Below are 13,916 nucleotides of genomic sequence, written 5' to 3'. Positions count from 1 at the left end.
GTGGAGGGGGCCTGTGTTGCGCTGATGCCCCGGCACATGGTCTAGGTGGTGGGCCGTCTCCCGTCTCCGTCCCGTTGAAGGACCGCCGCCATGGTCTCGAAGTCCTGCCCCGCCGGTGCCGGTGGCTCCTGGATCGTCGTCGTGTCCGCCGGGGTCGCCGCCGGGCTCCAGGTGTGGAAGGTGCCGCCCGCGCTGCCGTACCTGCGGCACGATCTGTCGCTGAGTCTGGTCCAGGCCGGGACCCTGCTGGGAATCGTCCAACTGGCCGGAATGCTCGGGGGACTTGCCGTCTCGCTGCTGGCCGAGCTGATCGGTGAGCGACGCTGTCTGAGCGGGGGGCTTGTGCTGCTGTTCCTCGGTTCGGTCGGCGGCGGTCTCGCCGGGTCGGCGGCTCCGCTGATGGTCTCTCGGGCGGTGGAGGGGGCCGGTTTCATCCTGGTCGCGGTGACCGGGCCGGGGCTGGTCCGGCGCACCGCTCCGCCGGGCCGCTTCACCACGGCCATGGGCTTCTGGGGCGCCTACCAGGGCATCTCCACCTTCGCCGGGCTGGTGGTCGGCGCGCTGGCGCTCCAGGTGGTGTCGTGGCGGGTGTGGTGGTGGGGCATGGCGGTGGTCGCACTGGCGCCGCTGCCGTGGGTGCTGGCCCGCGTTCCGCGTGACGACGCGGGCGATGGGCGGGGCGCGGCGGCTGCCCTCGCGCGCATCGGCCGTACCGTCCGGGCTCCCGCGCCCTGGACGGCCGGACTCGTCTTCGCCTGCTACACGCTGCCGTGGATGGCCGTGGTCGGGTTTCTGCCGACCGTCTACCGCGACGGCGGGATGACGGGCAGTTGGCCGGGGGTGCTGAGCGCCGCGGTCGGTGCGGTGAACGCCGTCGGTTCGATCGGCACCGCTGCGCTGTTGAGACGCGGGCTGGCCGTGCGCGCCGTCGTCGTGCCCGCCTTCGCGCTGATGGCGTCAACCTCCCTGCTGGCCTTCGCTGTTGACTGGCACCGTGTCCCGGCGGGTACCGCCTGGCAGTTCCTGTGTGTCGTCGCCTTCTCGCTGACCGGTGGGGCGATACCGGCGACGCTGCTGCGCATGATCGGTGGGCTGACGCCGGCGGGCGGTTCGGCACCGGCCACCATGGGGTTGATCCAGCAGCTGTTCAACGCGGGCAGTTTCGTGGGTCCCACCGTCGCGGCGTGGCTGGCGACCCGCACCGGAGGTTGGCACTCCACCTGGTGGATCACCTGCGCCTGCGCGGCCGTCGGTGCCGTCCTCAGCCTCGGGCTGCGCGGCGTGGCCGCGGTCGAATCCGCGCGGCCCGCTACGGCAGGGGCAGTTCGCTGATGCGGTCGCGGAGATCGGCGCGGAGGGAATCGTCGTCGGGCAGACCGAGTTCGTCGGTGAGGGCGAGGGCGCGGGCCCAGACCGCGTGGGCCGCGTCGGGCTGGCCGGCGCTGTGGTGGGTGTCGCCGAGGCAGAGCAGACAGGCGGCCTCGCTGCGGCGTTCGCCGGTGGCGCGGAACAGGGCCGCCGCCTCCCGGTAGCGGTCGACGGCCTGTTGGTGGCGGCCGAGTCGGTGGTGGATGTAGCCGAGGCTGTCGGAGATGTGGGCCTGTCCGTCCACGTCGCCGGCCGCCCTGGCGAGTTCGAGTGCCTGCTCGCAGTGCGCCAACGCGCTGTGGTGTTCGCCTAGTTGGGCCTCCATCCAGCCGATGTGGTTGAGCGCCGCGGCCTGTCCCGCCGGGTCGTCGGCCCTGCGGTAGTGCTCCAGGCTCCGGTAGGCGTGTTCCAGCGCCAGTCCGGGGTTGCCCTGGGCTCCCGACATCCGCGAGAGATGCTGATGGGTACGGGCCTGACCCGCGTCGCTGCCCAGTTCGGCGAAGAGTTCCAACGCCCGTAAGTAATGCTCCCGGGCCGGTTCCGGGCTCTTGAGGCGATCCAGGGCCAGGCCGAGTCCGCGGTGGGAGCCCGCTCTGCCGACCAGGTCGCCGTCCCGTTCGGCCGCCGCGAGCGCGCTGTGCCCGGCGGTCAGCAGCGCCTCCCAGTGGCCGTGCCGGTCCAGGAAGGTGGTCAGCACGGTGACCAGTCGCCACACATGGCCGTCGAAACCCGGCGGCGGCTGCCGCACGATCTCCAGCAGGACCGGGTGTTCGGCGACGAGCCAGGCGAGCGCTCTGCCGTAGTCCTCGGGCTCCACCGGGTTCGCGCCCGATCTCGGCGCGGAGGAGGCGACCGGGTTGGGCTGCGGGGTCACCAGGACGTCGGCCGCCCGTGCGGAGTGCAGGTAGTGGTCCATCATCCGGTGCAGGGCCGCCCGCCGTTCCCATTCGTCGTCGTACGCGGCCACCAACTCCCCCGCGTAGACACGTAACAGGTCGTGGAACGCATATCGGCCCGGAGCCTGCTCGAGCAGCAGATGCCCGCCGGTCAGTTCGGCGAGCAGTCCCCGGACGCGCTCCGGCGGGGCACCGGCCAGGGCGGCGGCCGCGTCCCGTGAGAGGTCCGGGCCCGGGTGCAGTGCCAGCAGCCGGAACAGCCGGGCGGCGGCCGGGCTGAGCGCGCTGTAGGACCACGAGAACACGGCCCGTACCTGGCTGGCCTCCTCGCCGCCGTCGAGCGCGTCCAACCGGCCGCCCGCCTCACGGAGTTCCTCGGCGAGCGTGCCCAGGGGCCGTCTGGGCTGGGCGGCGGCCCGGGCCGACACTACCGCCAGGGCCAGCGGCAGTCCCGCGCACCAGGTGACGACGTCCGCGACAGCCTCCGGTTCGGCGGCCACCCGGCCCGTCCCGAGCCGTTCCGCGAGGACGTCCCGTGCCGCGTCCGGCGTCAGCGGGTCGACCGCGAGCAGATGGGCGCCCTCGGTCGCGGCCAGCCCGGTGAGCCGGTTCCGGCTGGTCACCAGAGCCATGCAGCCGACCGCCCCCGGCAGCAGCGGCCGTACTTGTTCCTCGTCGCGCGCGTTGTCGAGCACGACCAGCATCCGACGTCCCGTCAGCAGGCTGCGGTAGAGCCCGACTTGGGCCTCCAGACCCGGCGGCACCCGGTCCGGCCGTACGCCGAGCGCGTCCAGGAACCCGCGGACCGCCTCGGTCGGGGGCATCACCGCGCCCTGCGGATCGAAGCCGCGCAGGTTCACATACAACTGCCCGTCGGGGAAGGCGTTTTCGGCGCGGCGGGCCCAGTGCACCGCGAGGGCGGTCTTGCCCACGCCCGCCATGCCGGAGACCGCCGAGATCACCACGGCGGCGAACTCGCCCTGCGCCGAGGCGAGGATCTCCTCGAGCCGGGCCAGTTCTTCGTCCCGGCCGGTGAATCCCCGTACGGTCATGGGGAGTTGGGCGGGGCGTTCGGCCGGCCGGGCCGTCTCGGACGGTTTGGGCCGCTTGGCGGGGCCGGGGCGGTGGCCGCGCAGGATCGTCTGGTGCAGTTGGCGCAGTGCCGGTCCGGTGTCGGTGCCCAGTTCCTCCGCGAGGCGTTTGCGGACGGCCGCGTAGCAGTCGAGGGCCTCCGCGCTGCGGCCGCTCTCGTGCAGGGCGCGCATCAGGGCCTCGGCGAGGGGTTCCGCAAGGGGGTACTCGCCGAGCAGGCCGGTCAGCGGGCCGATGACGGAGGCTGGATCGCTGTGGCCCAGTTCCGCGCGGGCCCAGCCGACGGCGGCGTCCTGGTGCTGGCGGCGCCAGGCCTCGCGCATCCGGGCCGCCCACTGCCCGCGCAGACCGGACAGCGGCTCCCCGCGCCACAGGTCCAGCGCCTCGCGCAGCAGTCGGGCCCGCTCCGTGTCGGCCGGGCCCGCGGTGCGTGCCTGGTCCACCAACTGCCGGAAGCGGTAGACGTCCACCTGGTCCGGGCGGGCCTCCAGGAGGTAGCCGCCGGAGCGGCGCACCACGGACAAGGGTTCCCGCGCGGTCTGCGCGGCCTGCTCGCACACCCGCCGGATCCGGGCGACATGGGCGTGCACGGCGCCGCGCGCCCCGTCCGGCGCGCGCGTGCCCCAGACCCGCTCCATGACCACGTCCGCCGCGACGGGCCGGCCGACGTCCACGGCCAACGCGGCCATCACGGTACGGCGTTGGGGCGGGCCCACCTCCACCGCGCGCCCCGCCGCCGACAGTTCCACGGGCCCCAGCAACTGCACGTCCACCATGGTGTGCGCCACCCCCTGCACAAAGCCTCCTCCTTTCTTTCACGGACGTGTACGCGGCGCGACAAGGCTTCGACAAGGTTTCCAGCCACACTCCGGTGCCAGTCTGCTGGGGAGCGAACGGGCCCGGACCGGGGCGCCGTTCGAGCACCACGGCAGGGCCGTCGCCTGGCGGCTGCGCAACAGGCAAACGGGGGCGAGAGCGTGATCACAGGGGAAGTGATGGCACCCGGGACACGGGTGCCGGTACGGCGGCCGGAGACGTTACCGACGGCCGCCACGGCAAGCACCGGCGGAAGAAGCGTGTTGGAGGGCGCGTTCGCGTTGCTGGAGGCGGTGGAGCAGGCCGTGGAGGCGGGGCCGACGAGGCTGGCGTCCGACTGCGGGCTGCCCAAGACGACCGCGTACCGGCTGCTGGAGCAGCTGGCGGACCTGGGCGCGGTCGAGCGGTGCGGAGGGAGCTACCGGGTGGGTCGGCGGATGTTCCGGCTCGGGCGGGCCTGGCAGCCGCATCCCCGGCTGCGCGCCGCGGCTCGGGAACCGATGCGCCGGCTGGCGCAGCTCACGGGTACGACGGTGGGGATCGCCGTGCTGTGGAAGGGCGAGACGCTGATGGTCGAGTGGTGCCCCGACGACATCGAACAGCTCGATCCGCTGCAGACCCGGATGACCTGGCCGTGGTTCACCGCGGCGGGCAAGGTCCTGGTGGCCACGGCCGTCCCGGCACCGCTGCTCGGGCCGCTTCCCGCCTCCTGGCCGCGGGACGCCGCCGCGATCCGGGAGCGGGGTGTCGCGTTCGACCGGGAGGAAGTGGTGACCGGGGTGTGCTGTGCGGCGGTTCCACTGTTCGGCTCGGGCGCCACGCCCCTGGCCGCGCTCTGTGTCCTCACCGATCCGGCACACCACTTGGAGCGGCTCGCCGAGACCGCCCGCCGTACCGCCCGGGTGATCGGCACGGGCCTGCGGGGGCGGTGAGACGGCGGGGCCGGCGGCGGCGCTCGGCGCTCGTGCGGGGATGAGCACCGGGCACGCCGACGGCCCCGTCCGCCAGGGCCTGTCTGACAATTCCCGTCGTCGCCCGGAGGGCGGCCTCGCGGCGTCAGGTGCGTGCTCTGGGGGTCCCCCCCGGCCGGAGGCTGGGGGAGTGCCGGGCGTGGACCCTCGTACTGGACGTACTTGGGTCTGCGCCCGGTGCGGCGAGCGTGCGTGCATGGCGTCGCGAGGCAGACGGGAATTGTCAGACAGGCCCTGGTACGCCGGGCGCCCGGGCGGGAGCGAGCGCCCGGCGTACCGGCCGCGCAGCGGGGTCGACGTCGTACAACTGCCCGCCGACCCGTCCGTGGGCGCCGAAAACCCTGCGCCGCCCGGCGATCTCCGGCATAGGCTGACGGCCGCTGTCTGCCGAGGGAGGACACATGGGGATCCGAAGCCTGACCCGTACCGAAGCCGAGCTCCGCGCCGCGCTGATCGCGGTCGAGCGGTACGACGTGGACGTCGATCTGACCGCGCTGCCCGACGGGCCGGAGGTCCGCTCGGTCTCCACCGTGGCGTTCACCTGCCGTGAGCCGGGCGCGGCGACCTTCGTCGACTGCGCGGCCCGGGTGCTCAGCGCCACGCTGAACGGCGTCGAGGTCGGCCCCGGCGAGGACGGGCGGATCCAGCTCACCGGTCTCGCCGCGCACAACGTGCTGCGCGTGGAGAGCGTGCAGGCCGACACCACCGCCGGTGAGGGCGTGCACCGGGCGACGGACCCCGGTGACGGCGAGGTGTACGTGTGGATGAGTTTCGAACCGGACGAGGCCCGCTTCGTGTGGGCCTGCTTCGACCAGCCCGACCTGAAGGCGCCGCACGCCTTCACCGTCACCGCACCGGCCACGTGGACGGTCACCAGCAACTCCGGTGACGCGGACGTGGAGGAGCTGGGCGCGGCCCGGCGGTGGACGTTCCCGGACACTCCGCCCCTGTCGACGTACAACACGGTCATCAACGCGGGCCCCTTCCACGAGATCCGCCGCGAGGTGGACGGCCACAGCCTGGGCCTGTACGCCCGCCGTTCGCTCGCCGAGGTCCTCGAGCGGGACGCCGAGGAGATGTTCACCCTCACCCGTCAGGGTCTCGCCTTCTACGCCGAGGCCTTCGCGATGCCGTTCCCGCAGCGCAGGTACGACCAGGTGTTCGTGCCGGAGTTCGGCGGGGCGATGGAGAACTACGGCTGTGTGACGTGGTCGGACGCGTTCCTGCGGCGGGCCGCGCCGACTCCGGCCGAACACGGGCTGCTGGCACGGGTGTTGCTGCACGAGATGGCGCACATGTGGTTCGGCAACATCGTCACCATGCGCTGGTGGGACGACCTCTGGCTGAACGAGGCGTTCGCGGAGTTCGCCTGCCACTGGGCCGCCGAGCAGGCCACCCGGCACACCGACGTGTGGGCGAGCCATCTGATGATCGGCAAGATCAGCGCGTATCTGTCCGACCAGGGCCCCGCCTCGCATCCGATCCACCAGCCCATCCACGATGTCGCCCAGGCGGCTTCGATCTTCGACAACATCACCTATCCCAAGGGCGCTTCCGTCCTCCAGCAGCTCAAGACGTACGTCGGCGAAGAGAACTTCAGGGCCGGCATGGCCGCCTATTTCGCCCAGCACGCGTGGGGCAACACCACGCTCCAGGACCTCATCGACTCGCTGTCGGAGGCCAGTGGCCGCGACCTCGACACCTGGCGCACAGCCTGGCTGGGCACGGCCGGCACCGACCGCTTCACACTGGAGCGCGACGGCGACACCCTCACGCTGGTGGCCGACGGCACCCCGCGTCCGCAGGTGCTGGCCGTGGGCGCGTACGGGGAGAACGGCGACGGGCTGGAACGGCGGGCGCTGGTGCGGGTCGAGGTGACCGAGACCCGGACCCCGGTGACCGGACTCCCGCCCGCCGACGTGCTGTTGATCAACGACGACGACCTGACCTTCGCGACGACCCGCCCGGACCCCGCGACCAGGGACGCCCTGTTCCGTACGGCGGCGCGGTTGCCCACCGCCATCTCGCGGGGCGTGGCCGCGGCCACCGTGTGGGACATGCTGATCACCGGCGAGGCCACGGCGGCAGAGGCCGGGCGGAGCCTCACCGCGCTGCTGGTGGCCGAGACCTCCGACGCGGTGATCGAGCCGTATCTGAACCTCGCCGCGAACATCGCCGAACTCTGGGCGCCGGCCGCCGAACGGACCGCACTGTCGGCGGCGGTGGCGGCGGCCTGTCTCCGGCTCGCCGACGATCCCGGCCGCCGTCAGGTCGCGCTGCGCGGTCTTGCCCGTACCGCGACGACCAGGAACGATCTCGACCGGCTCCGCGAACTGGCCGGTGCCGACGTGGACTTGCACTGGCGTGCGCTCGTCCGCGACGCGGAACTGGGTGGGGACGTCGCCTCGGAGACCGAGCAGCTGCTCGCCCGCGACCCGGACCCCGACGCCTGGACCCGTGCCTTGGCCGTCCGGGCCGCGCTGCCCGACGCCGCCTCGAAGGCGGAGGTCTGGCAGCGGCTGGCCGTGGACCGTGCCGTCCCCATCAACGCGGTGGGTGCGGTGGCGGCGGCCTTCTGGCGCCCGGACCAGGACTCGCTGCTGGCTCCCTACGCGGAACGCTATCTGGAGGCAGTCCCGAAGCTGCACCAGGGCGGAATGATCCTGGCGATGGGCTACACGCGCCACCTCTTCCCGCTGCACGCGATCGGCCCGGGGTACATCGAGCGGGCCCGGGAGTCCTCCCAGGAAGCGGTGCCGGTGATCCGCACCACGCTCCTGGAGCGCTCGGACGAGGTGGGCCGCATGCTCCGCGCACGGGCCGGAGGCGTGTGACGGGGCGCGTTCAGTGCCCCAACCGGTCGGCCAGGCAGGCGAGATAGAGCGCCATGGCCGTCCGGTACTCCCGCAGCGGGCGGCCGGTGATCTGCTCGATCTTGTTCATCCGGTAGACGACGGTGTTGCGGTGGATGTGCAGTGCCTCGGCCGTGCGGACGAGGTTGAAGCCGCTCTCGCACCAGGCGGTGACCGTGTCGCGGAGGGCCGGCCAGTCCGGCTGGGCGCGCAGTTCGGTGGCGGTGAGTTCCAGCAGCCGGTGGCGCGCGGACTGGCTCACCGCCGTCACCACCTGGTGGACCCGCAGGTCGGTGATCGGGTGGACTCGGTCGGTGTCCGCGAACCGGGCGCCGAGGCGCAGCGCGTCGCACGCGTCCTGGTAGGAGTCGTGCAGACCGCCGACGGAGTCGGCCGCCTCGCCGATGCCGGCGCGGGCCGCGAGGCCGTCCTGGGCGGCGATGAGGTCGGTGACGCGTCGGCAGTCGGCGACGAGGGAGGCGGTGGAGCGTCCGGCGGGCAGGCGGTGCAGGACGCCGATCCAGGCGGGCGCGGTGGAGGCGACGATGTCCTGCGGGTCTGCGAAGAACTCCCCGACGGTGCGCAGGAGTTCGGAGCGGACCAGGGCCATGTCCCGGCTCTGGGTGCCGCCCTGCCGGCGGGGCGCGGGGTGCGGCACGGTCACCTCGCCTGAGCCATTCGACGCCGGTCCCCGCGCCCGGCGTGGTGCGCTACGCGCTCCGCTCCCTGGGCCGCCCGGACTCGCCCCTGTATCTGCGGCCGCTGCCCGATCCGGCGTTCGTACGGTGGCTGTGGCGGTTCTGGCGCAGCAGCACCCCGGCCGCGTTCCGGCACGGCTATGCGGCGATCGCCGAGCTGAACCGCTCCACGTTCGACCTCTTCGACGGGTTGCGCGCGGCCGGGGTCGAGACGGGGCTGACCCGGCCCGGCATGGTGCACGCGTTCCTCTCCCCCGCCGAGGCCCGCCACCATCTCGCCGTCCAGCGGCAGATGGCGCACGGCCGCTATCCGCTGCCGGACGACGTGGTCACGGGAGACGAGGCCCGTCTCCTGGACCCCGTGCTGTCCTCCCGGGTCCGGGCCGCCTATCTCGTGGAGGGCGAGGGCGTGGTCGATCCGGAGGCGTTCGCCCGCGCCCTGGGCGAGGCGCTTGCCGCGTCCGGGGTGAAGGTCCACGAGAACAGGGAGGCCACGGGGTTCCGGACGGAGGGGAGCCGGGTCGTCGCGCTGCGCACCTCGACCGGTGAGATTCCCTGCTCGGCCGCCGTCATCGCGGCCGGCACGCGCTCCTCGGACCTGCTCGGCTCGCTGGGCCATCCCCTGCCGTTGCAGGCGGGGAAGGGCTACAGCTTCTCGGTCGACCTGGATCCGGCGCCCCGGCACACGCTGTACTTCGGCGAGCGCAGGGCGGTCGCCTCACCGATCGGGGCCACCACCCGCATCGGGGGGACGATGGAGCTGAGCGGCAACAACAACCGTCTCGACTGGCGCCGGATCGTCGCCGTCGCGCTCGCGAGCAGACAGTATCTGGGCCGCTGGTTCGACGACCCCGACGATCTGGTGAGCCTCATCCGCGATCCGTGGGTGGGCGGGCGGCCCTTCCTGCCGGACGGGCTGCCGGTCGTCGACCGCGTTCCCGGCCACGACAACGCGTTCGCGGCGACCGGGCACGGCATGCTCGGCGTCACCCTGGGCCCGGTGACCGGCCGCACCCTCGCCGACTACGTCCGCACCGGCCGCCGCCCCGACGTCCTCATGCCGTTCCGGTTCAACAGGGCGCCGTGGAGCGGGGGTTCAGCCCGTAGGTGACTTCTCCTCGGTCCGTTCCGGGTGCGGGGCGGACGGCTGTACGCGCAGCGGCCTGGCCGCCCAGGCGGGCAGGTGCCAGTTCCAGCCGCCGAACAGGGAGACCAGGGACGGCACGAGCAGCATCCGCACGATGGTCGCGTCCAGCAGGATGCCGATGCCGAGGCCGGTCGCGAGGGTCTTGAGGTCGGTGCCCGGTCCGGAGGCGAGTGCGGCGAAGGCGAGGAAGAGGATGAGTGCGGCGCTGGTGACGAGGCGGCCGGTGCGGCCGATGCCCTCGACCACCGCCTCGTCGGTGGAGAGACCGGCGTCGTACTCCTCCCGGATGCGGGTGAGGATGAACACCTCGTAGTCCATGGACAGTCCGAACAGGAACGCGAAGATCATGATCGGGATCCAGAACGTGACGGCCCCGGTGGCGGCGATGCCGAAGATCGCGTTGGAGCCGTGGCCGTCCTGCCAGAAGAGGACCATCAGGCCGAGGGTCGCGGCCAGTGAGATCAGGTTGAGCAGGACCGCCTTCAGCGGCAGCAGCAGCGAGCGGAAGGCGCGCACGAGCAGGACGTACGTCAGCAGCGCGATGATCGTGAGCATCAGCGGGAAGTTGCCGTAGACGGCGTGCAGGAAGTCGATCTGGGCCGCGCCGACTCCGGCGACGCCGATGGCCCCGGGCAGGTGCTCGGTGGCGGTCTTCACCCGTCGGACGACGTCGACGCTCTTCGAGTTGACGGTCTCGGTGTCGGGGATGACGACGACGATGCTCTGTCCGCCCCGGCTGCCCGCGGGCCCGGTCGGTACGAGGACGCTGGTCACGCCGTCGACCTTGGCGAGTGCGGCGGCGACGGGTTTGGCCTGGTCCGTACTGACCAGGACCTCCATCGGGGTGAGCGCGCCGGTCGGGACGCCGCCGCGTTCCAGGGTCTGGAGGGTGTCGTAGGCCTGGCCGTTCTTGGCGAGGGACTCCGAGGAGGCGAGGCCGATCTTGATGCCGAGGAAGACTCCGACGAGGGCCGCGAGGGCGGCCAGTGCTGCCCCGGCCGCGATCCAGCGGCGCCGTACGACGGCGGCGGTCCAGCGGCTCCAGAAGCGGCTCGCCCGGTTCTCGTGGCGGATCTTGGGCCAGTCGACCTTGGGTCCGATGCCGCCGAGGATCGCGGGGGTCAGGGTGAGCGTCGTCAGCACGCTCGCGAGCGGGATGAGCGCACCGCCGTAGCCCATGCTGCGCAGGAACGGGACGGGCAGGACGACCAGGGAGAGCAGGCCGATGGCTACCGTGACGCCGCTGAACACGATGGCGTGCCCGGCGTGCTGCATGGCGACGACGACCGCGTCGTGGTTGTCCCGGCCGCGGTCGCGTTCCTCGCGCCAGCGGGTGACGAAGAGGAGCGAGTAGTCGATCGCGACGCCCAGGCCGATGAGGGCGACCAGGAACTGCACGATGAACGACACGTCGGTGGCGTAGGTGAGCGGCAGCAGCATCACGAAGGTCGCGAGGATCGACACCGCGGCCACCAGGAGCGGCAGCAGGGCCAGGAAGGACGCGAACACGAAGGCGAGGACGGCGAGTGCGCCGACGGCGCCGAGGAGGGTCTCGCCGAGTACTCCGGGGCCGCCCCCGTCGTCGCCGCCGGAGGCGAGCGGGTCCTCGCCCGTCACGCCGACCTTCGCGCCCGCCGGCGCGGCCTTCTGGGCGGCCGCCTTGATCGGGTCGGTCAGCAGCGTCTGGCTGGGTGACGGGTTGAACCGGTAGAAGACCAGCGCGTAGGCGCTGCGGTCGTCCTTCGTCCGGAACGCCTTGTCGCCGGTGTTCGCCTCGTCGATCACCCGCAGTCCCGGTGCGGCCGTGCCGGCGGCGGTGAACACACGCCCGACGTCCGCCTCGTGGCCGGTGACGGTCTGTCCGGCGGGCAGGGTGACCGCCACGAGATACGGATTGGTGTCGCCGCCGCTGCCGAAGGCCTTCTCGATCTTGTGCGCGGTCACGGTGCCGGGCTGGCCGGGCAGCGAGAAGTCGATCGTGAGGCGGTCCGTGGTCCGGCCGGCCAGCGCGATGCCGGCGATGAGCACCAGACCCCAGAACGCCACGACCGCCTTGCGATGCCGCAGTACGAATTCGGCCCACCGTCGCATGCCGGACTCCCCGCGTCGTAGGTTGCGCGAGTCTAGCCCGCCGCCCCGTTCATCCGCTATCGGGATAATCCATCCGGTATGACGGGATCCGGAAGCACAGAATCCGCGTTCGCGCATCTCGGGAAGAGAGCGCGGTCCAGGGCTGTTTCAGCCTTAGGTACCGGATCATGACCGGACTCCTGAGAACGGAGCAGTCAAGGTGAACGACACGTCGAAGGCCGACATACGGCAGGTGACAGCCGCCCCGACTCCGCCGCCCGACATCATCGAGCGGGCCCGGCGGCACCGGCGGCACACCCTGGAGCTGCTCACCGTCTGTGCCGTGGGACTGGTCCCGTGGACGGTTCTGCTGGCGGTGACACTGCCGTCCGCCTACGAGGTGCACCAGTGGCGGGTGACGTGGGTCGGCTTCGACGTCCTGCTCGTGCTCGCGATGGCGGCCACCGCGCTGCTCGGCTGGCGGCGGCACCGGGCGGTCATCGTGGCGGCGGTCTTCTCGGCGGCGCTGCTGATCTGCGACGCGTGGTTCGACGTGTCGCTGGCCTTCGGCACCGACGACGTCTGGTCGGCCGCGGCCCTCGCGGTCTTCGCCGAACTGCCGCTGGCCGGCTATCTGATCCACCGGGTGGCGGCGATGATCTCGCTCGCGCGGTGGCCGTCCGTGGAGGCGGCCACCAGGATCGTCGAACAGCCGCTTCCGTCCTCCGGCCGAGGTGAGGTTTCCACAACTCCCCTTGCCGAGCACGGGCGTTGACACCTTGCGCGTTCCGCGTCACGGTGAGGGCCCGTAGCGCTCGGAGGTCACCCATGGCTCCGCTCCCGTCCGATGCCGGTCTCGTCGCACGTGTACGGGAGGTGCAACCCCTGCTCCGTGAACGCGCGTTGCGCACCGAGCAGGAGCGGCGCGTGTCGACGGAGGTGGTGTCCGCGCTGACGGACGCCGGGGTGTACCGGATGAACGTCCCCCGCCGGTACGGGGGTTACCAGAGCCGGCTGAGCACGCAGGTCGAGGTGCTGGGCGAGATCGCCGCCGGGTGCGGTTCGACCGGTTTCATGGCGCTGATCCAGGCGGGGTGTTCCTATATCGCCGCGCTGTTCCCGGACGAGGCTCAGGACGAGATCTTCACCGGCCCCGATGTACGGGTCGGCGGCACACTCATCCCGGACGCCGTCGCGGTGGCGACGGACGGCGGCTATGTCGTCAACGGCACCTCGGGCTTCGCCACCGGCTGTCAGAACGCCGACTGGCATCTGCTGACGGCCCGGGTCGAGTCCGACGGAGGTCCGCCCGAGGTGCTGTGGACCGCCGTGCCGATGTCGGACCTGGAGATCCTCGACGACTGGTACGTGTCGGGCCTGGCGGGCAGCGGAAGCAACAGTGTTGTCGCCCGGGACGTGTTCGTGCCCGCGCACCGCATCCTGCCCGTGGGGCAGTTACTCGGGGGTGGCTTCCCCTCCAAGGCCAACGCCGACGACCTCTTCTACCGGATGCCGGTCCTGATGCTGTTCTGCGCCTGGACGGCACCGAACGCGCTGGGCCTGGCCCGGGCGGCCCTCGCGGAGTTCACCGAGCGCATCCACCGGCGGGGCATCACATACACCTTCCACGAGCGGCAGTACGAGGCGGGCGTCACCCATCTCCAGGTCGCCGAGGCCGCGTTGAAGATCTCCTGCGCCGAACTGCTGACCGCCGAGTTCGTCGCCCGGATCGAGTCGGCGGCCGACAACGACGGACCGTACACACAGGCGGAACGCGCCAAGATCCGTGCACAGAGCGGCTATACGACCCGGCTGTGCAAGGAGGCCGTGGATCTGATCGCGTCCGCGTCGGGCGCGTCCTCGCTGCACCGGGACGTCCCCGTCCAGCGCGCGGTACGCGACCTGCACGCGCTGAGCCTGCACTCCTTCGTCAACCCCAGCACCAACCTGGAGCTGTACGGCCGGGTCCTCTCCGGTCTCGACGCGGGCACACCCTTCCTCTGAGG

Annotated in this window: 9 protein-coding genes; 6 read left to right on the top strand and 3 right to left on the bottom strand. The window is 72.3% G+C overall.

Going from position 1 to position 13,916, the window contains the following annotated elements; translation table 11 throughout:
* The first annotated feature begins 90 nt into the window (after positions 1-90).
* Positions 91-1,332, top strand: coding sequence for an MFS transporter (locus tag SSP08S_RS31395; RefSeq protein ID WP_019071624.1), 1,242 nt, complete (start codon positions 91-93; stop codon positions 1,330-1,332).
* Here the strand turns inward: SSP08S_RS31395 and SSP08S_RS31390 are convergent.
* Positions 1,310-4,153 carry an AfsR/SARP family transcriptional regulator gene (locus SSP08S_RS31390; protein WP_026178989.1) on the bottom strand — a complete coding sequence of 948 codons (2,844 nt, stop codon included), beginning with the start codon at positions 4,151-4,153 and terminating at the stop codon, positions 1,310-1,312. The genes SSP08S_RS31395 and SSP08S_RS31390 overlap by 23 nt on opposite strands.
* Positions 4,154-4,432: 279 nt before the next feature.
* Between SSP08S_RS31390 and SSP08S_RS31385 the strand changes: the two genes are divergently transcribed.
* Both SSP08S_RS31385 and pepN read left to right on the top strand, forming a co-directional pair.
* The gene (locus SSP08S_RS31385; RefSeq protein ID WP_019071622.1) at positions 4,433-5,104 is read left to right on the top strand and encodes an IclR family transcriptional regulator; all 672 of its coding nucleotides are present in this window, start codon (positions 4,433-4,435) and stop codon (positions 5,102-5,104) included.
* A gap of 440 nt (positions 5,105-5,544) precedes the next feature.
* Entirely contained in the window at positions 5,545-7,977 is a 2,433-nt protein-coding gene (pepN, locus tag SSP08S_RS31380; protein WP_019071621.1) for an aminopeptidase N, read from the top strand.
* Between the two features lie 10 nt (positions 7,978-7,987).
* Here pepN and SSP08S_RS56240 read toward each other — a convergent pair whose 3' ends face one another.
* A complete protein-coding gene (locus SSP08S_RS56240; RefSeq protein WP_245607990.1) occupies positions 7,988-8,653 on the bottom strand; it encodes a PucR family transcriptional regulator in 666 nt (221 codons plus the stop codon).
* A 44-nt stretch (positions 8,654-8,697) separates the two neighbouring features.
* Here SSP08S_RS56240 and SSP08S_RS31370 point away from each other — a divergent pair, with 44 nt between their 5' ends.
* Entirely contained in the window at positions 8,698-9,804 is a 1,107-nt protein-coding gene (locus SSP08S_RS31370) for an NAD(P)/FAD-dependent oxidoreductase (RefSeq protein ID WP_019071619.1), read from the top strand.
* Here the strand turns inward: SSP08S_RS31370 and SSP08S_RS56235 are convergent.
* On the bottom strand, positions 9,790-11,931 hold the full coding sequence (locus SSP08S_RS56235) for an MMPL family transporter (protein WP_019071618.1): 2,142 nt from the start codon (positions 11,929-11,931) through the stop codon (positions 9,790-9,792). The two genes, SSP08S_RS31370 and SSP08S_RS56235, sit on opposite strands and share 15 nt — an antisense overlap.
* A 199-nt stretch (positions 11,932-12,130) precedes the next feature.
* Between SSP08S_RS56235 and SSP08S_RS31360 the strand changes: the two genes are divergently transcribed.
* Positions 12,131-12,685 (top strand): hypothetical protein, encoded by a 555-nt coding sequence (locus SSP08S_RS31360; protein ID WP_019071617.1) that lies wholly within the window; start codon positions 12,131-12,133, stop codon positions 12,683-12,685.
* A 53-nt stretch (positions 12,686-12,738) separates the two neighbouring features.
* Positions 12,739-13,914 (top strand): acyl-CoA dehydrogenase family protein, encoded by a 1,176-nt coding sequence (locus SSP08S_RS31355; protein WP_019071616.1) that lies wholly within the window; start codon positions 12,739-12,741, stop codon positions 13,912-13,914.
* Positions 13,915-13,916 lie beyond the last annotated feature (2 nt).

Source organism: Streptomyces hokutonensis, from assembly GCF_000376565.1.
GTDB classification, from domain to species: Bacteria; Actinomycetota; Actinomycetes; order Streptomycetales; family Streptomycetaceae; genus Streptomyces; species Streptomyces hokutonensis.
The sequence above is the reverse complement of the archived record's forward strand: the minus strand, read 5'-3'. Positions and strand labels throughout refer to the sequence as shown.

Coding starts and splice junctions, on each gene's coding strand:
- SSP08S_RS31395 (WP_019071624.1), top strand. CDS start 91: ATGGTCTCGAAGTCCTGCCCCGCCGGTGCCGGTGGCTCCTGGATCGTC.
- pepN (WP_019071621.1), top strand. CDS start 5,545: ATGGGGATCCGAAGCCTGACCCGTACCGAAGCCGAGCTCCGCGCCGCG.
- SSP08S_RS56235 (WP_019071618.1), bottom strand. CDS start 11,931: ATGCGACGGTGGGCCGAATTCGTACTGCGGCATCGCAAGGCGGTCGTG.
- SSP08S_RS31355 (WP_019071616.1), top strand. CDS start 12,739: ATGGCTCCGCTCCCGTCCGATGCCGGTCTCGTCGCACGTGTACGGGAG.